Annotated in this window: 14 protein-coding genes; 4 read left to right on the plus strand and 10 right to left on the minus strand. The window is 70.2% G+C overall.

Annotated features, from left to right (window positions below; translation table 11 throughout):
* Positions 1 to 521: 521 nt before the first annotated feature.
* The 8 genes from ACFY0F_RS02455 to ACFY0F_RS02490 form a co-directional block, all read right to left on the minus strand.
* Positions 522 to 2,234, minus strand: a complete 1,713-nt coding sequence (locus ACFY0F_RS02455) for a pyridoxal phosphate-dependent aminotransferase (RefSeq protein WP_388787678.1) — start codon at positions 2,232 to 2,234, stop codon at positions 522 to 524.
* Between the two features lie 132 nt (positions 2,235 to 2,366).
* Positions 2,367 to 3,521 (minus strand): aldose epimerase family protein, encoded by a 1,155-nt coding sequence (locus ACFY0F_RS02460; protein WP_388787680.1) that lies wholly within the window; start codon positions 3,519 to 3,521, stop codon positions 2,367 to 2,369.
* A 57-nt stretch (positions 3,522 to 3,578) separates the two neighbouring features.
* Positions 3,579 to 4,823 (minus strand): multiple monosaccharide ABC transporter permease, encoded by a 1,245-nt coding sequence (gene mmsB / locus ACFY0F_RS02465; RefSeq protein WP_388787683.1) that lies wholly within the window; start codon positions 4,821 to 4,823, stop codon positions 3,579 to 3,581.
* Entirely contained in the window at positions 4,820 to 6,370 is a 1,551-nt protein-coding gene (gene mmsA / locus ACFY0F_RS02470) for a multiple monosaccharide ABC transporter ATP-binding protein (protein ID WP_388787685.1), read from the minus strand. Before mmsA ends, mmsB begins: the two co-directional genes overlap by 4 nt.
* A 42-nt stretch (positions 6,371 to 6,412) precedes the next feature.
* Positions 6,413 to 7,522 carry a multiple monosaccharide ABC transporter substrate-binding protein gene (chvE, locus tag ACFY0F_RS02475; protein WP_388787688.1) on the minus strand — a complete coding sequence of 370 codons (1,110 nt, stop codon included), beginning with the start codon at positions 7,520 to 7,522 and terminating at the stop codon, positions 6,413 to 6,415.
* A gap of 89 nt (positions 7,523 to 7,611) precedes the next feature.
* Positions 7,612 to 8,580 (minus strand): hypothetical protein, encoded by a 969-nt coding sequence (locus ACFY0F_RS02480; protein ID WP_388787690.1) that lies wholly within the window; start codon positions 8,578 to 8,580, stop codon positions 7,612 to 7,614.
* A 111-nt stretch (positions 8,581 to 8,691) separates the two neighbouring features.
* Positions 8,692 to 9,696 (minus strand): zinc-binding dehydrogenase, encoded by a 1,005-nt coding sequence (locus tag ACFY0F_RS02485; protein ID WP_388787693.1) that lies wholly within the window; start codon positions 9,694 to 9,696, stop codon positions 8,692 to 8,694.
* Positions 9,693 to 10,850: a mandelate racemase/muconate lactonizing enzyme family protein gene (locus ACFY0F_RS02490; RefSeq protein ID WP_388787696.1), complete on the minus strand. Its 1,158-nt coding sequence runs from the start codon at positions 10,848 to 10,850 to the stop codon at positions 9,693 to 9,695. The genes ACFY0F_RS02485 and ACFY0F_RS02490 overlap by 4 nt, the downstream gene beginning before the upstream one ends.
* Before the next feature lie 201 nt (positions 10,851 to 11,051).
* On the opposite strand from ACFY0F_RS02490, the gene ACFY0F_RS02495 reads away from it, so the two are divergent.
* Entirely contained in the window at positions 11,052 to 11,855 is an 804-nt protein-coding gene (locus ACFY0F_RS02495) for a hypothetical protein (protein ID WP_388787699.1), read from the plus strand.
* 232 nt (positions 11,856 to 12,087) lie between these two features.
* On the opposite strand, the gene ACFY0F_RS02500 is transcribed toward ACFY0F_RS02495, so the two are convergent.
* On the minus strand, positions 12,088 to 12,951 hold the full coding sequence (locus ACFY0F_RS02500; RefSeq protein WP_388787702.1) for a hypothetical protein: 864 nt from the start codon (positions 12,949 to 12,951) through the stop codon (positions 12,088 to 12,090).
* Between the two features lie 187 nt (positions 12,952 to 13,138).
* Between ACFY0F_RS02500 and ACFY0F_RS02505 the strand changes: the two genes are divergently transcribed.
* Positions 13,139 to 14,296, plus strand: coding sequence for a serine hydrolase domain-containing protein (locus tag ACFY0F_RS02505; RefSeq protein WP_388787704.1), 1,158 nt, complete (start codon positions 13,139 to 13,141; stop codon positions 14,294 to 14,296).
* 100 nt (positions 14,297 to 14,396) lie between these two features.
* On the opposite strand, the gene ACFY0F_RS02510 is transcribed toward ACFY0F_RS02505, so the two are convergent.
* Positions 14,397 to 15,395, minus strand: coding sequence for an NADP-dependent oxidoreductase (locus ACFY0F_RS02510; protein ID WP_388787707.1), 999 nt, complete (start codon positions 15,393 to 15,395; stop codon positions 14,397 to 14,399).
* Positions 15,396 to 15,497: 102 nt separating this feature from the next.
* Between ACFY0F_RS02510 and ACFY0F_RS02515 the strand changes: the two genes are divergently transcribed.
* Both ACFY0F_RS02515 and ACFY0F_RS02520 read left to right on the plus strand, forming a co-directional pair.
* On the plus strand, positions 15,498 to 15,953 hold the full coding sequence (locus ACFY0F_RS02515; RefSeq protein ID WP_388787709.1) for a MarR family winged helix-turn-helix transcriptional regulator: 456 nt from the start codon (positions 15,498 to 15,500) through the stop codon (positions 15,951 to 15,953).
* A 42-nt stretch (positions 15,954 to 15,995) separates the two neighbouring features.
* A complete protein-coding gene (locus ACFY0F_RS02520) occupies positions 15,996 to 16,799 on the plus strand; it encodes an EI24 domain-containing protein (protein WP_388787712.1) in 804 nt (267 codons plus the stop codon).
* Positions 16,800 to 16,824 lie beyond the last annotated feature (25 nt).

The raw sequence follows: 16,824 nt of genomic DNA on the forward strand, positions 1-16,824 counted from the left end.
GGGGGACCGGGCGGGCCGGATCCTCGCCGTGCGTGAGCGGGTCAGCCGGAGACGCCGAGGGTGAGGGTCCCGCTTTGACGCCCTCTCCTGCCCGAGGGCAGGAGATTCCGGTCCGTACCGCGACGCGGTACCACCATGGGCTCCTGTTTCACAGGCCACCGCCGACCGGTGAGGGTCGGTCTTGCACGGCCTCCGCAGGCCTGACTTCCCGCCCGTCCGGCGGTAGGTCCCACAACTTGGTTGCCGGACGAGGCGATCTTGGCCATGTCTCTACGCCCCTCCGGGCCGCTATGGGCAGGATGCCCTGCACCTCCACCCTGAAGGGTGGAGGTGCAGGGCAAGTGTTCGATAGCCGGAGGACGCCGAGCCGCCCAGGGCGGTGAGACGCGTTGTGGCCGTTGGCGCCGACGTAGCCGGAGTACTCACCGAGCGCGTCGGTATGCCCGATCTGCGTCAGGGCGTTGCCGGCCGGGGTGCAGGCGGTGGGCGTCGGCTGCCCTCGCCGTTGGGCCGGTGAGGGGTTACCCCGCCTGTCCCATGCCCGCCGCGTTCGGCCAGCTCTGTGCGTTGGGCCAGCCGGTCGCCGGGGCCGGGGTCAGACCCTGGGGGCCGGGGGCCGGGGCGGTCATGCCCCGCACCTGGGCCGCGGTGAGGCCGCCGCGGGCGGGGACGCCCGGCGGGGTGGGGCCGGTGGCCGCGGGGGCGGGCACCGGCGTGGGCACCGGGGCCGGGGCAGGGGCCGGTGTGGGGAACGGTGGCGGCGCGGGCACCGGCGCGGCCGCCGCCGCAGCCGGCTGCGGGGCCTGCTGCGGCACCTGCGGCAACTGCTGGGGCATCTGAGGCATCTGCGGCATCTGCTGGGGCATCTGCTGCGGGACGGCCTGGGCTGCCGCCGGCATCGGCATCCCGCCGCCGACCGACGGTGCGGCGGCGGGGAGCGGCATGCCGGTGCCGGCGGCGGCGGGGGCGGCCGGCAGCCCCGGGACGGGACCGGCGCCGACGGCCTGCGCGGCAAGCCCCAGCATTCCGGCCCCGTTGGTCTCGCTGACCAGGCGGTCCACGGCCGCCGTACCCGAGCTGTAGCTGGTCCCTGCGCTCAGCTCGGGCACGGCGGCTCCCCTCCTGGTCCCGTAGAGCACCGACTCCAGGCCGGATACCAGGCGACGTACGTCGACCTGGGGGCGCACCACGAGCCGCAGGAAGCGGCTGGACGAACCGATCTTGTTGCCGCACTCGCGGACCAGGATCCGGTGCTCGTTGAGCATCCGGTCCCGGACCACGGTGCCTTCGGCGCCGACGGGCAGGCGCACGAAGAGGAAGTTGCCCTGGGAGGGGTACACGGTCAGCCCGGGCAGCGCGGAGAGCTGGCTGGCCATGTCGAGGCGGTCGCGGCGGACCTGCTGCAGGCTCTGCGCGTACTCGGCGCCGTGCTCCTTGAGCATGAACACCACGTGCTCGGCGAAGGAGTTGAGGTTCCACTTCGGCAGCATGGTGCGGATCTTGGTCGCGAGCGCCGGGTTGGCGACCAGGTAGCCGAAGCGTATGCCGTGCAGGCCGAAGTTCTTGCCCAGGCTGCGCAGGACCACGACGTTGGGGCGGAGCATGGCTTCCTGGACCACGCTCGGATCGGTCTCGGCGTCGGCGAACTCCAGGAACGACTCGTCGATCACCACCAGGTCCAGGTCGGCCATCGCGTCCATGAACTGCACCACCGACTGCTTGCGCAGATAGCCGCCGTCGGGGTTGTTGGGGTTGCAGATGACCGCGACCCGGGTGCCGCGGGACCGGATGAAGTCACCGTACTGGGCGAGGTCGAGGGCGAAGCCGTTCGATTCCTGGAGCGGGTACATGTCCACCCGCTTGCCGGTCTCCATCGGCTGGTCGGTCCAGCGGCCGAAGGTGGGGACCGGGACGGCGAGGGACTCGCGGACGAGGAGGTGGTCGATCCAGGTGATCAGCTCGGTCGACCCGTTGCCCATGGCGACGCACTGCGGCGGCAGTTGGAGGAGGTCGCACAGCTCGGCCGTGATGGTCTCGGCGCTGCTGGGGTAGTACGTGATGATGTCGCGCAACCGGGCCGCCATCGCCTCGAACATGGCGGGGGTGGGGAAGTAGGGGTTGCACGGAATACAGAAGTCCACCGGGCCTGACCCGTCGCCCTCGCGGGTCAGCGCTGCCATCGAGGGGCTGTGCGCCGACGTGTTGCGGAACAACGAGGTGACTTTGTCAGCCAAGGAAACCTCCGTTTATGGGTGGCCCGTGCGGGGGAGCACGGGCCACCCATGAGTACGGAGGCCGGCGGGGCGCCGTTCAACGTGTGAGGAAGAAGTGTGCCCTCATGTCACGAGCCTCACACGCTCATACGCTCACGCGCTGAACTTGTGGACCGTCGTCGTCCGGTACGTGTGCCCCGGCCGCAGCACGGTCGACGGGAACGACGGGTGGTTCGGCGAGTCCGGGAAGTGCTGCGTCTCCAGGCACAGCGCGTCTCCCTGGCGGTAGGTGCGGCCGCCGGTGCCGGTCAGGGTGCCGTCGAGGAAGTTGCCCGAGTAGAACTGCAGACCGGGCTGGTCGGTGGAGATCTTCAGGGTGCGGCCGGAGTGCGGGTCGTGGAGCGTCGCCACGTGCTCCGGCTTCGCCGTGATGCCCTTGTCCAGCACCCAGTTGTGGTCGAAGCCCTTGGCCTGCACCTGCTGGACGTGGCCGGCCCGGATGTCCCGGCCGATCGGCTTGGCGTGGCGGAAGTCGAAGGGGGTGCCGGAGACCTTCGCCAGCTCGCCGGTGGGGATCAGGCCCGAGTCGGTGGGCGTGTACCGGGAGGCGGCGATGGTGAGCTCGTGGTCCTCGATGCTGCCGCTGCCCTCGCCTGCCAGGTTCCAGTAGACGTGGCTGGTGAGGTTGACGATGGTGGCCTTGTCGGTGGTGGCCTCGTAGTCGATGCGCCAGTCGCCGTGCTTGGTGAGGGTGTAGGTCACCTTCGCCTTGAGCGTGCCCGGGTAGCCCATCTCGCCGTCGACGCTGACGTAGTACAGGTGCAGGCCGACGTCGGTGCCCTTGGTGAACGGCTCGACGTCCCAGATGTGCTTGTCGAAGCCCTGGGTGCCGCCGTGCAGGTGGTTGACGCCGTCGTTGACCGACAGCTGGTAGGACTTGCCGTCCAGGGTGAACTGGCCCTTGCCGATGCGGTTGCCGTAGCGGCCGATGAGGGCGCCGAAGTACGGGGTCTTGGCGGCGTAGTCGGCCATGTTGTCGAAGCCGTTGACCACGTTGGCGTGGCGGCCGTGCCGGTCCGGGAGCTCCAGGGTCTGGACGACACCGCCCCAGTTGAGGACCTTCATCCGGGTGCCGCCGTTCTCCAGCGACCAGCGGTAGACCTTCGTACCGTCGGCGAGCTTGCCGAAGAGCTCCTTCACCGGCTTCCTGCCTTCCGAGGCGGCCTGTGCCGTGCCCGTGCCGAGCGTGGTCGCCGCGATGCCCGCGGCTGCGGCTCCTGCGATGACCGTGCGTCTGTTCAGTTCCATATGTGCGGCTCCTTCAAGAGGAAGGGCCCCGCCGTTTCCGGCGGGGCCCGAGCTGACTTACGAACCGGACTTGCGCTTGTTCCACACGTCGAAGCCGACCGCGGCCAACAGGGCCAGGCCCTTGATGACCTGCTGCCAGTCGGTGCCGACACTGAGGAGGTTCATGCCGTTGTTCAGCACGCCGAGGACGAGACCGCCGACGATCGCGCCGAGGACGGTGCCGACACCGCCGCTCATCGACGCACCGCCGATGAACGACGAGGCGATCGCCTCGAGCTCGAAGTTGACGCCCGCCTTCGGCGAGGCCGCGTTCAGACGGGCGGCGACCACCAGACCCGCCAGGGCCGCGAGCACGCCCATGTTCAGGAACACCTGGAAGGTGACGCGCTTGTCCTTGACGCCGGACAGCTTCGCGGCCGGCAGGTTGCCGCCGATCGCGTAGATGTGGCGGCCGAAGACCGCGTTGCGCATCACGTAGCCGTAGCCGACCACCAGGACGCCGAGCACGATGAGGATGATCGGCGCGCCCTTGTAGCTCGCCAGCAGCAGCGTGACGGAGAGGACGGCGGCGGCCAGCGCGACGAGCTTCAGCACGAACGCGTTCATGGGCAGCACGTCGAGTGCGAACTCCTGCTGCCGGCGCCGGTCACGCACCTCCTGCCACACCACGGAGGCGAGCAGGACCAGCCCCAGGAGCAGCGTGAGGTTGTGGTAGTTGGTGTTCGGACCGACCTCCGGCAGGAAGCCGTTGCCGAGCTTCTGCAGACCGTCCGGGAACGGACCGACGGTCTGTCCCTTGAGCACGATCTCCGTGAGGCCGCGGAAGAGCAGCATCCCGGCGAGGGTGACGATGAACGACGGTATGCCGAAGTAGGCGATCAGATAGCCCTGCACCGCGCCCGCGACCGCGCCCGTCAGCAGGCAGACCGCCGTGGCGAGGGGCCAGGCCATGCCGTGGTTCACGGTCAGTACGGCCGCCGTCGCGCCGATGAACGCCGTGAGCGAGCCGACCGACAGGTCGATGTGGCCCGCGATGATGATCAGCATCATGCCGATCGCGAGGATCAGGATGTAGCTGTTCTGCAGGACCAGGTTGGAGACGTTGCGCGGCAGCAGCAGGTCCCCGCCCGTCCAGATCTGGAAGAGGACGACGATCAGGCCGAGCGCGAGCAGCATGCCGTACTGCCGCATGTTGCGGCGCAGACCACCCAGTATCAGCTGGAGCAGGCCCTCGTCGCTGGCTGATCCGCTCTTGCCCGGCGGCGCGGGGGCCGGGGTCTTGGCGGTCACATCCGTGCTCATCGGGTTACCTCTTTGTCCTTCGTCATCTGGCGCATCAGCGATTCCTGCGAGGCCTCGGCCCGTGAGAACTCGCCGGTCAGCCGCCCCGCGGCCATGGTGTAGATGCGGTCGCACATACCGAGCAGCTCCGGCAGCTCGGAGGAGATGAAGACGACCGCCTTGCCCTCGGCCGCCAGCTGGTCGATGACCGTGTAGATCTCGAACTTGGCGCCGACGTCGATGCCGCGCGTCGGCTCGTCCAGGATCAGCACATCGGGACCGGCGAAGATCCACTTGCTGAGGACGACCTTCTGCTGGTTGCCGCCGGACAGCTTGCCCACCGGCTCGAACACGGTGGGCGCCTTGATGTTCATGGACTTGCGGAAGCGCTCGGCGACCTGCCGCTCCTCGTGCTCGTCCACCACGCCCCGCTTGGCGACCTTCTTCAGCGCGGTCAGCGAGATGTTGCGGTTGATGGTGTCGATGAGGTTGAGCCCGTAGTGCTTGCGGTCCTCGGTGACGTAGGCGATGCCGTGCCCGACCGCCTCGGCGACGGTCTTGGTACGGATCTCCTTGCCGTCCTTGAGCACCGTGCCGCCCGCGTACCGGCCGTAGGAGCGCCCGAAGACGTTCATGGCGAGTTCGGTACGGCCGGCGCCCATGAGGCCCGCGATGCCGACGATCTCCCCGCGCCGCACCTGGATCGACACGTCGTCGACCACCTTGCGCTGCTGGTCGATCGGGTGGTGCACGGTCCAGCCGCGGATCTCCAGGGCCGGGGCCGCGCCCTCCTCCGGCTCGTGCGGGGTGCGCTCGGGGAACCGGTGGTCGAGGTCGCGGCCGACCATGCCGCTGATGATCCGGTCCTCGGTGGTCTCCTCCGCCTTCACGTCGAGCGTCTCGATGGAGCGCCCGTCGCGGATGATCGTCACCGAGTCGGCGACGTGGCGGATCTCGTTCAGCTTGTGGGAGATGATGATCGAGGTGATGCCCTGCTGCTTCAACTCCAGGATCAGGTCCAGGAGTTTGCCGCTGTCCTCGTCGTTCAGCGCGGCCGTCGGCTCATCCAGGATGAGCAGCTTCACCTTCTTCGACAGCGCCTTGGCGATCTCCACGAGCTGCTGCTTGCCCACGCCGATGTCGGCGACGCGGGTCTCCGGGTGGTCCGTCAGACCGACCCGGCGCAGCAGTTCGGTGGCGTGCTTGAGCGTCTCGTTCCAGTCGATGAGCCCGCCCTTGGCGTGCTCGTTGCCGAGGAAGATGTTCTCCGCGATGGAGAGGTACGGCACCAGCGCGAGTTCCTGGTGGATGATCACGATGCCGTGCTGCTCGCTGGCCCGGATGTCCTTGAACTCGCAGACCTCACCCTCGAAGAGGATGTCGCCCTCGTAGGTGCCGTGCGGATGGACGCCGGAGAGCACCTTCATCAGGGTGGACTTGCCGGCGCCGTTCTCCCCGCAGATGGCGTGGACCTCGCCCTGCCGGACCGTCAGCGTGACGTCCGACAGCGCCTTGACACCGGGAAAGGTCTTGACGATCGAGCGCATTTCCAGGACGGGTCCCGCCATGGTTGTGCCTTCCAATCAGTGTGGGTCGGTCGGTTGGCGGGATTACTTGAGCTGGGCGTCGGTGTAGTAGCCGCCCTTGACCAGGACTTCCTCGTAGTTGCTCTTGTCGACGCTCACCGGCTGCAGCAGGTAGGCGGGGACGACCTTGGTGCCGTTGTCGTACGACTTGGTGTCGTTGACCTCGGGCTTCTTGCCGTTGAGGTCGTCGTCGATCATGTTCGCGGCGACCTTGGCGAGCTTGCGGAGGTCCTTGTAGATCGTCTGCGTCTGCTGGCCCGCGATGATCGACTTCACCGAGGCGACCTCGGCGTCCTGGCCGGTGATGACCGGCAGCGGCTTGCTGCCGGAGCCGTAGCCGTCCGACTTCAGCGCGGCGAGGATGCCGATGGAGATGCCGTCGTAGGGCGAGAGCACGGCGTCGACCTTGGCGCTCTTGTACGTGGAGGTGAGGATGTCCTCCATGCGGCTCTGCGCGGTGGCGCCGTCCCAGCGCAGGGTGGTGACCTTGTTCAGCGCGGTCTGCCCGGACTTGACGACGAGCTGCTTCTTGTCCATGTACGGCTTGAGTACTTCCATCGCGCCGTTGAAGAAGTAGCGGGTGTTGTTGTCGTCGTTCGAGCCGGCGAACAGCTCGATGTTGAACGGGCCCTTCTTGCCGCTGTCCAGGCCGAGCTTGTGCACGATGTACGTGCCCTGGAGCTTGCCGACCTTCTCGTTGTCGAATGAGGCGTAGTAGTCGACGTTCTTGGTGCCGAGGATCAGCCGGTCGTAGGAGATGACCGGGATGTTGGCGTCCTTGGCCTCCTGGAGCACGTTGTTCAGGGACTTGTTGTCGATGGCCGCGACGATCAGGCCCTTGACGCCCTGCGTGATCAGGTTCTCGATCTGGGAGACCTGGGTGTCCGGGTTGTCCTCGCCGTAGACGAGCTTGGTCTTGTACCCCTTGGCCTGGAGCTCCTTGACGACGTTCTTGCCGTCGTAGATCCAGCGCTCGGAGGACTTGGTCGGCATCGCGATGCCGATGGTGCCGCCCTTGGCGCTGCCCTTCTTCTCCTTGCTGCCGCCCTCGCCGCTCTGGCCGCAGGCGGACAGGGTGAGAGCGAGGGAGGCGGCGGAGGCCACGGCGGCTATGGCGGCTCTGCGAGTGCGCATGGTCATCATCCTTGATGTGTGGGGTGCGGCTCGGTGCGTTGGATTCTGTGCGGTCATGTCTTGTTTTGTGAAGCCAGTTGTCCGGAACGTTATGCGGAAGTTCCGAACCGCTTCAGAGCGCCGGGCAGCCGTGAACCGAGGGGCGCCATGTCCCCGTCGACTCCGTGCCGTTGCAGCAGGTCCAGGGCGAGCCGACCGCGCCGCACCCGCTCCTTGGCGGTGGCCAGCGTCAGGTCCCGCAGGTGATGGCCGTACGGGTAGATGCCGGGGGCCTTGGACAGGCCGAACTTCAGGTAGAGCGGCGCGCCACGCCGGATCAGCTCGGCGACCTCGTACATCCGGATGTATCCGCCGAGGTCGTCGGGGGCCTCAATGTACATGTCCATGGGGGCGGCGGACACCCGTCTGATCTCCGTGAGGTGATCGAGCGTCAGATCGCTGGGCACGTTGACCGAGTCGGCACCGAGCCCCTCGTACACCGCATACGAGGCGGGGTTGACCGGCCCGATCAGCGCCGAGACCTTCAGGGTGGTGTCGGCGGGGATGATGCCCTGCTCGCGCGCCCGGTGCAGTGTCCACAGCACGCCCTCGTCGGCGACGAGGAGGCACTTGACGCCCAGTTCGGTGGCCCGGACGGCGTCCTCGACGCAGCCGGCGACCGCGTCGTGGCCGCGCGCCCTCAGGCCCCCGCCCCGCGAGTCGGTGCGCACCGAGCCGCCGATGTCCCAGGTGCCGCGCGGGCCCGTGAACAGGCAGAGTTCGATGTCGCGTTCGGCGGTGGCGTCGACCATCTCGGTGATCTCGGCGTCGGTCAGCATCCACACGCCGCTGCCCTGGCTGATGCGGTGGATCGGCACGTCGAGCCGCGAGGCCTCCTTCAGGACGACCGCCAGCGCCTCGGGACCCTCGCACGAGGGGATCTCGGTGCGCCAGCGACCGCCGCCCGGGAAGGAGTGCGGCGAGGCGTCGGCGGGGTCGAGTGCGGGCGCGCCCAGGCCGAGCGCGGTGAGTGCCTGCTCACCGGGCCTGCGGGCTGCCGTGGCGGAAGCGTCGGTCACAAGCTGTCCTTTGTGTTCGATATTTCGGACGAGGTTCGCGGCTCGGGGTACGGAAAAAGCTGGTGCACGCCGGTACGGAGGAGGTCAGGTCACCCCCGTACCGGCGCACGGCTAGGGGTGGAGCAGCACCTTGCCGACCTTCGGGTCGCCTGCCCCGACCAGCTCGATGGCCTGCGAGAACTCGGTCAGCGGCAGCTCGTGCGTGACCAGCGGCAGCGGATCCAGCAACCCGGCACCGAACACCCGCACCGTGTGCGACCAGGCGTCCGGCGGCGCACCGAAGACGGTGTGCACCTCCAGCTGCCGCACGACGAGGTCGGTCGGGTCGAGACCGTCGGCGCCCGGCGCCGGGATCCCGGTCAGGACCAGGCGTCCGCCGCGCCTGAGCAGGGAGGCGGCGGTCCGCGCGGCGGACGCGGAGCCGGCGGTCTCGATGACGACGTCGAAGTCGTCCGGGAGCTCCTCGTCCTTCAGCCGGAAGTCGGTCGCGCCGAACTGCCTCGACAGCGCCTCCCGGTCCCCCCGGGTGCCGACGACCAGCAGCTCGGCGGGGGAGACCGCCTTCAGGAACTGCACGGCGAACATCCCGAGGGTGCCGGTGCCGACGACGGCCATCCGCTCGCCCGGCTGGGCGTTCCCCTTCAGGGCGGCGGCCGCGATGCAGGCGGCCGGCTCCAGCAGGGCGGCGGCGGTCAGGTCGGCTTCGTCCGGCAGCGCGTGCAGCAGCCGGGCCGGGAGTGTGAGCGTGGTGGCCATCGCGCCCGGCTGGGTGAAGCCGGTCTCCTCGTATCCCGCGCTGCACAGGGTGGTCTCGCCCGCGTGGCAGCGGTCGCACACCTGGCAGTTGCGGAACCCCTCCCCGACGACCTTGCGGCCGACCAGGGAGGAGGGGACCCCGGCGCCCACCGCCCGCACGGTCCCGGACCACTCGTGGCCGGGCGTCAGTGGGTAGCGGACGTACCCCTCGGGCCGGTTGCCCTGGTACACCTCGCGGTCGCTTCCGCAAATGCCCACGGCGTGCACGGCGACCAGCGCCTCGCCGGGACCCGGCTCGCGCGGCTCGTGCGGGACGACCCGATGGGTGCCCGGTGCCTCGATCAGGACAGCGGAGCTCACTTGGTGCCCTTCGGCTTGCGCTGTTCCCAGCCCTCGGCCCACAGGTCGAACCGGGCCTGCTGCTGCGGGAACTCGGCCGCCGCGTCGGTGTCCAGCTCGACACCGAGGCCGGGCTTGTCGGAGAGGTGGAAGTAGCCGTCGACGACCTCGGGAGCGCCCTTGACCACCTTCTTGATCTCCGCGTCGGCGAAGTCGTTGAAGTGCTCCAGGATCTTGAAGTTCGGGGAGGTGAAGCCGACCTGGAGGCTCGCGGCCGTCAGGACCGAGCCGCCCACGTTGTGCGGGGCCACCAGCATGTAGTGGGTCTCGGCGGTCGCGGCCAGCTTCCGGGTCTCCCAGATGCCGCCGATGTGGCCGACGTCCGGCTGGATGATGTCGACGGCCTGGCTGTCGAAGAGCTCGCGGAACTCGATGCGGTCGTGGATGCGCTCACCGGTGGCGACCGGGATGTCGACCTTGGCGGCGACCTTCTCCAGCGCCTTCAGGTTCTCCGGCGGGCAGGGCTCCTCCAGCCAGGCCGGCTTGAAGGGGGCCATCTCCTTGGCCAGACGGACGGCGGTGGCGGGGGAGAAGCGGCCGTGCATCTCCAGCATCAGCTCGGCGTCGGGGCCGATCGCGTCCCGTACGGCCTCGATGAGGGAGACGGCGTACAGGGTCTGCTCGTGGTCCAGCTCGAAGTGGCCGGTGCCGAAGGGGTCGATCTTGAGCGCCTTGTAACCGCGTTCCATGACGCCCTGGGCGGCCTTGTGGTAGGCCTCCGGGGTCCGCTCGGTCGTGTACCAGCCGTTGGCGTAGGCCTTCACCTTGTCGGTGACCTTGCCGCCCAGCAGCTGCCAGACGGGGACGCCGAGCGCCTTGCCCTTGATGTCCCAGCAGGCCATCTCGATGACCGCGATACCGGACATCACGATCTCACCGGCGCGGCCGTAGTCGCCGTACTTCATCCGGCGGGTGAGGTCCTCGACAGCGAACGGGTCGGAGCCGAGAATGTGATTGGCCTCGGCCTCCCTCAGGTAGCCGATCAGCGCGTCGGTGTGACCGAGCATCCGGGTCTCGCCGACTCCGGTGATCCCCTCGTCGGTGTGCACCTGGACGTAGGTCAGGTTGCGCCACGGCGTGCCGACCACGTGTGTGCTGATTCCGGTGATGCGCACGGCGATTGCCCCTCAGGTGTTCGAGATTTCGTCACACGTTCGAAATGCTGGCGTGACAGTAAGGATGGGGTGAGGTGAGTGTCAATGGGGCGCACAGGTAACGGTTTCGACAAGGCTTTCGAGAACTCTTTCGGTCCCCTACGAAACCTTCACAGAGGCGCCTAGGAACGTTACCGTCCGGGAACTTAGTCTTCCCGCGTCATGGACTACTGCGACCCGTGCCGACGGCACCTCAACGGCGCCCTCGCCTGCCCGGGGTGCGGCGCGCCGGCTCGGACCTCCCACACGTACGCGCCTCAGGGCACCGCGACGCCGTACGAGCCCCAGGGCGCCTACGAGCCCCATGAGGCCTACGAGGGCGCGGTGGACCGCCACGCGCGCGGGGACGCCGAGGAGTCCTCCGCGGACGGTGCGGACGCCGAGGCCGAGGGTGAAGCGCGGGGGCGGGCGGCGGCCCGGCGCCGCGGCGGGGACGACGAGGGGCCGGCGGGTACGGCCGCGAGCCGTCGCGACCGCAAGGCCGCGGCGCACCGCCGCCGACGGCGGCGCACCCTCCTGGTCGCGGTGGGCTTCGTCCTCGCGGCGGGCGGCCTGAGCCTCGCCGAGCTGGGCATCGACGCCCCCGGCTTCTCGAACCCGAACCCCGCGACGGCCGGCGGCGAGGCGCCGGACGGCGGTGCGTCGACCGCCGGTCCGGCACCGACGGCCCGCCCCCTGGGCGAGGCCTCGCGGGGCGGCACGAGCACCCCGACGCGGGACGCCTCCTCCTCGCCCTCCGCCTCCAAGTCCCCGAAGGACAAGGCCTCGCAATCCCCGGACGACGGCAGCACCGCCAGTGCGCGGCAGTCGGCGCAGCCCGGTTCGGCCGGAACCACCACGACCCCGACCTCCCCGGCGACGACCGGCCCGCCGGCCACCCCGACCACGGCCCCGACGACCTCCGGCCCGACTCCGCAACCGTCGCCTTCGCAGACATGCAAACGATTCCTGTGGTGGTGCTCCTGACCGAGGCGACCTGGCCACCGGACCCCACGCGTGCATGGCCGAAGGGGCCGCGGCCCCGCCCGCGCCGGCGTCCCCCGCTGGGAGCCTCACGGCGGCGCTCCTGGCGCCGGGTGCCGCTGCTTCGGGTTCCCTGCGTCGGGTGGGCGGTCCCCGTCGGGCGGTCTCCCGTCAGGCGTCCCCGTGCCGGGCATCCCCGGTCGGCGTTGCCGCGTAGGCGTTACCGCGCCGGTGGCTACGCCTGGGTCACCGCCACCACCACTCCCCGGTCGGCCGCCGGGCTGACCGCCGCCGACATGCGTACCGCCACCGCCCGGGCGGCGCGGCCCGTGTGGGAGGCGGTGGCCAGGAGCAGGGGCTGGAGTTGTTCCAGGCCCGCCACGAACAGTTCCTCGCCCGCGACCAGGGCCGGCCGGGCCGCCTTCGTCGCCGCTGCCGCCGCCTCCGTCAGGTCGGCGAGGGGCGGCAGTGTGGCCCGGGCGACGTCGGCGGCGACCGCGGCCGCGCGTTCGGCCAGGGCGACCTGGAGGGGCAGCGCGGGGGCGAGCGCGGCGGTCAGCGCGTCGGCGATGCGGCGCAGCTCGGGGGCGGAGTCCCGCATGACCTCGGCCGCCGCACGGAGCACCGGGATCAGGGCGAGCAGCAGACCCGCGGCGAGCCCCGCCGCCGCGGGCAGCAGCGGGGACAGCGCCTCGGCGAGCTCCCCGGCCACCGCCGCGCACTCCTCCACCGCCGGCTCCACCGCGTCCAGCACCGGCAGCAGACTGTCGCCGAGGGCGGCGAGCAGGACCTGGGCCGGTTCGCTGACCGGGTGCGTCGCCAGCGGGGCACCGGTCGTGCCCAGCCGGGTGAGGGTGTCCACGATGCGGTGGAACGTCTCCTGAGCCTGCGGTGAGGCACTGGCCTCGGCGAGTTCGGCGGTCGTCCGGCGCAGCACCCGCAGCAGCTCGGGGCCCGAACCCGCCCTCGGGTCGAGGGTGTTGACCGCGATCCGGGTGATGTTGCCGGCCGTGTCGAGGAGCTGGCCGGTGATGTCGGTCGTGCCCCGCAGCATGCGCAGCACGTCGTTCCCGCTGGGGAGCGAGGAAATCGTCGCCATGGCCCCTCCCGCCTGTCCGCTGCCCGCCCCGGGCCCGGCCGTCACCAGCATGCCCCCTGCCGGCCGTCCGCAGGAGACATCGCGGCGACAACGACGGCAACAGATGGGTGGGCCGTCCACCGGTTGAGTCGAAGGGACGCGTCGCGCCGTATTCGATCTAGGGAACCATCCCGGAGGAGGCACGCGGATGACGCAGGAGATCACCGTCCACGGCACGGTCGCCGACGGCTTCGAGGCGGTGCGCGAGGAGTTCGCCGCGTTCGTGGCGGCGGAACGCGACGACTACGAGGGTCAGTTGTGTGCGTACGTGAACGGACGGCGGGTCGTCGACCTGTGGGCGGGCGAGGGCGTCGACGGGAGCTCCCTGTACGGGGTCCACTCGTCGACCAAGGGAGCCGCCCATCTCGTCGTGGCGCTGCTCGTGCAGGACGGCACACTGGAACTGGACCGCAAAGTCACCTACTACTGGCCCGAGTTCGCCGCCGAGGGCAAGGGTGCACTGACCCTGCGCGACCTGCTGGCCCACCGGGCGGGCGTGGTCGGCACCGACACCGGCTTCAGCCGGGCGGAACTGGCCGACGACCGAGCGATGGCCGAACGCCTCGCCGACCAGCGGCCGTTCTGGCGGCCCGGCACCGGCTTCGGCTACCACGCCCTGGTCCTCGGCGCCCTGACCGGCGAGGTCGTACGGCGCGCGACCGGCCGCACGATCCAGGAACTGCACGAGGAACGGGTACGCGCCCCCCGCGCCCTGGACTTCCACCTGGGCCTGCCCCCCTCCCACGAACCCCGGTTCCGCAGCGCCCAGCCGATGCTGCCGACCCCGAAGCAGCAGGCACTGGTGGACGCGATGCCGACCGGGCCGCACACGCTGGTCTCCATAGCACTCAACCGGCACACTGCCGAGCCCACCGACGTGCAGGAGTTGCCCAACGACCCCGTGGTCCGCGCCAAGGGCCCGGCCTCGGTCGGCGGAGTCGCCTCGGCACGCGGGCTGGCGGGGCTGTACGCCGCGATGATCAGCGAGGTCGACGGCGAGGCACCGCTGCTGAAACCGGACACGGTGGCGGAGTTCGGGCAACTGCACTCCGTCGGGTACGACCTGGTGGCCCGCGCCCACAAGGCGTTCGGCCTGGGCTTCCAGGCGACCGCGGACGCCTGGCACCACTTCCTCGGCGCGGGGACTTTCGGGCACGCCGGCGCGGGCGGCTCCCAGGCCTTCGCGGACCCGCGCAGCGGCCTCGCCTACGGCTACACCCGCCGCCGGTGCGCCTTCCCGGGCGGTGCGGCCCCGGAGAACGACCGGCTGGCGGGGGTGGTGCACCGGGCGGCGCTCGCGCGCTGAGCGCAGGAGCCGGGAAGAGGCGGAGGCCGCACCCCACGTCCAGGGGTGCGGCCTCCGCCGTACGCAACGACCGCGGCCGGCGGGCGTCACGGCGACGACGTCAGAGCTTGACGATCATCTTCCCGGTGTTGTCGCCGCGCAGGACGCCGAGGAACGCCTCGAGGTTGTTCTCGATGCCCTCGACGACCGTCTCGCGGTACTTCAGCTCGCCGGAGCGGACCCAGGCGCCGACCTCCTGGACGAACTGCGGCTGCAGGTCGTAGTGGTCGCCGACCAGGAAGCCCTCGATGCGGCCGCGGGTCTGGATGAGGCGGGCGAGGTTCCTCGGGCCGGGGGCGGCCTCGGTGTTGTTGTAGACCGAGATCATGCCGCAGACCGCGATCCGGCCGCCCTGGTTGAGCTGGCCGATGGCCGCCTCGAGGTGGTCGCCGCCGACGTTGTCGAAGTAGACGTCGACGCCGTCCGGCGCGGCCTCCCGCAGTTGCTCGCTCACGGGGCCGTTCTTGTAGTTGAAGGCCGCGTCGAAGCCGTACTCCTCGACGAGCAGCTTCACCTTCTCGTCGGAGCCGGCCGAGCCGATGACCCGGGAGGCGCCCTTGAGCTTGGCGATCTGGCCGACCTGGCTGCCCACGGCGCCGGCCGCGCCCGACACGAAGACGGAGTCGCCCTCCTTGAAGGAGGCGGTGCGCAGCAGACCGGCGTAGGCGGTCAGACCGGTCATGCCGAGGACACCGAGGTACGTCGAAAGGGGAGCGGCCTCGGGGTCGACCTTGACGGCGTTCTTGGCGTCCAGGACCGCGTACTCCCGCCAGCCGAAGAAGTGCAGCACGTGGTCGCCGACGGAGATGCCCTCGGCGTTGGAGGCGACGACCTCGCCCACCGCCCCGCCCTGCATGACCTTGCCCAGCTCGAAGGGGGCGACGTACGACTTGGCGGCGCTCATCCTGCCGCGCATGTACGGGTCGACGGACAGGTACTCGTTCCGCACCAGCACCTGACCCTCGCCCGGCGTCGGGACCTCCGCCTCGACCAGGGCGAAGTCCTCGGGCTTCGGCCAGCCGACCGGACGGCTGAGCAGGTGCCACTCGCGGTTGATCATGACAGCGCCTCTCGCTTTCACTTCAGGATTTACTTCAGTACCTGAAACAACGATGCTCCTGAATATTTCAGGATGTCAAATAACGGGGGTACCCTGGAGGACATGTCCACCCCACCGAAGACCCGGCAGATCCGGCAGACCCGCCGGCCCGACGCTCTGACCATGGAGGTCGTCGAGCTCATCGGGGACGTCGTGGCCCGGTTCTACGCGGACTACGAGGAGGCGGCGGGCGAGCACACGCTCACCGGCGCGCAGGCCCGGCTACTCAGTCTGCTTTCCCTGGAGCCGCTGCCCATGCGCAAACTGGCGCAGAAGCTGAAGTGCGAGCCGTCGAACGTCACCGGGATCGTGGACCGGCTGGAGTCCCGCGGCCTGGTGGAGCGCCGCCCCGACCCGGCCGACCGCCGGGTGAAGCTGGCGGCGGCGACCGAGGACGGCCGCAGGGTCGCCCAGGACCTGCGCGAAGGCCTCCGCTTCGCCCGCGAACCGCTGGCCGGGCTGTCCGACGAGGAACGGCTGTCCCTGCGGGACCTGCTGCGCCGGATGCTGGACGCCTGAGGCACCCGCCCGGCCTCCGACATGCCCCGATAGGGTTCCCCCATGCGTGATCTCGGGGCGGGTTTCGGTTATCTCCTCAAGGGCCAGCGCTGGGTGGCCCGGCACGGCAGGAGCTACGGCTTCGGACTGCTCCCCGGCCTGATCACCCTGGTCCTGTACGCGGCCGCCCTGGTCGCCCTCGCCCTGTGGGGCGAGGACTTCGTGGCCTGGGCCACCCCGTTCGCCGACGACTGGTCCAGCCCCTGGCAGGGCCTGTTCCGCGGCTTCCTCACGGCGGTCCTGTTCGCCCTCGGCCTCCTGCTCTCCGTCGTCACCTTCACGGCCGTGACCCTGCTCGTCGGCCAGCCCTTCTACGAGAGCCTCTCCGAGAAGGTCGACCGGGACGTCTCACCCGACGGCACGGCCCCCGAATCCGGCCTCCCGCTCTGGCGCGAACTGTGGATGTCCGCCCGCGACAGCCTGCGGATCGTGGTCCGCGCCGCCGTGTGGGGCGTACTGCTGTTCGGCCTCGGCTTCCTGCCCTTCATCGGCCAGACCGTCGTCCCGGTGATCGGCTTCTTCGTCACCGGCTTCTTCCTCACCGAGGAACTCGCCGGCGTGGCCCTGCAGCGCCGCGGCGTCGAACTGCGCGCCCGCCTCGCCCTGCTCCGCTCCCGCAAGACCCTGGTCTGGGGCTTCGGCACGCCCCTGGGCCTGGCCTTCCTGGTTCCCTTCGTCGCGGTGTTCCTGATGCCGGGCGCGGTCGCGGGCGCCACGCTCCTCGCCCGCGATCTGCTGGGCGAGGAGAACGCCGGGGAACCGGACGGGTCCGGCACCGCTTCCGACGAGCAGAACGCCACTCCTTGACCCGGACACTCCCCGCCGGCGCCGG

Origin of the sequence: Streptomyces sp. NPDC001544 (genome assembly GCF_042894285.1) — a bacterium.
Classification (GTDB): domain Bacteria; phylum Actinomycetota; class Actinomycetes; order Streptomycetales; family Streptomycetaceae; genus Streptomyces.

Excerpts from the sequence above, each read along its gene's own strand:
- ACFY0F_RS02460 (WP_388787680.1), bottom strand. The coding sequence starts at position 3,521 with ATGGAACTGAACAGACGCACGGTCATCGCAGGAGCCGCAGCCGCGGGC.
- mmsB (WP_388787683.1), bottom strand. The coding sequence starts at position 4,823 with ATGAGCACGGATGTGACCGCCAAGACCCCGGCCCCCGCGCCGCCGGGC.
- mmsA (WP_388787685.1), bottom strand. The coding sequence starts at position 6,370 with ATGGCGGGACCCGTCCTGGAAATGCGCTCGATCGTCAAGACCTTTCCC.
- chvE (WP_388787688.1), bottom strand. The coding sequence starts at position 7,522 with ATGCGCACTCGCAGAGCCGCCATAGCCGCCGTGGCCTCCGCCGCCTCC.
- ACFY0F_RS02495 (WP_388787699.1), top strand. The coding sequence starts at position 11,052 with ATGGACTACTGCGACCCGTGCCGACGGCACCTCAACGGCGCCCTCGCC.
- ACFY0F_RS02500 (WP_388787702.1), bottom strand. The coding sequence starts at position 12,951 with ATGGCGACGATTTCCTCGCTCCCCAGCGGGAACGACGTGCTGCGCATG.
- ACFY0F_RS02505 (WP_388787704.1), top strand. The coding sequence starts at position 13,139 with ATGACGCAGGAGATCACCGTCCACGGCACGGTCGCCGACGGCTTCGAG.
- ACFY0F_RS02510 (WP_388787707.1), bottom strand. The coding sequence starts at position 15,395 with ATGATCAACCGCGAGTGGCACCTGCTCAGCCGTCCGGTCGGCTGGCCG.
- ACFY0F_RS02515 (WP_388787709.1), top strand. The coding sequence starts at position 15,498 with ATGTCCACCCCACCGAAGACCCGGCAGATCCGGCAGACCCGCCGGCCC.
- ACFY0F_RS02520 (WP_388787712.1), top strand. The coding sequence starts at position 15,996 with ATGCGTGATCTCGGGGCGGGTTTCGGTTATCTCCTCAAGGGCCAGCGC.